The organism is Alicyclobacillus sp. CIJ1 (assembly GCF_057538885.1).
In genome coordinates this window covers 1-285 of the sequence record NZ_BAAJPH010000025.1, presented here as the reverse complement: position 1 = coordinate 285, position 285 = coordinate 1, and the positions used below count along the sequence as shown (strand labels likewise).

The following is a 285-nucleotide window of genomic DNA, read 5'->3' as shown; positions in this document are numbered from 1 at the left end:
CGGCCTCGCCTTAGGTCCCGACTGACCCTGGGCGGACGAGCCTTCCCCAGGAAACCTTGGGCTTTCGGCGGAGGGGATTCTCACCCCTCTTTTCGCTACTCATACCGGCATTCTCACTTCCATGCGCTCCACCAAGCCTTACGGCTCAGCTTCCCCGCACATGGAACGCTCCCCTACCATGTCGCCATCCCGAGCTTCGGTGTCCGGTTTAGCCCCGTTCCATTTTCCGCGCAGCGCCACTCGACCAGTGAGCTATTACGCACTCTTTCAATGATGGCTGCTTCT

General features: G+C 60.0%; 1 rRNA gene. It reads right to left on the bottom strand.

What is annotated here, in order from left to right:
- Nucleotides 1-285: ribosomal RNA gene (locus AC27E8_RS00220) — 23S ribosomal RNA — on the bottom strand; the annotation flags it as partial.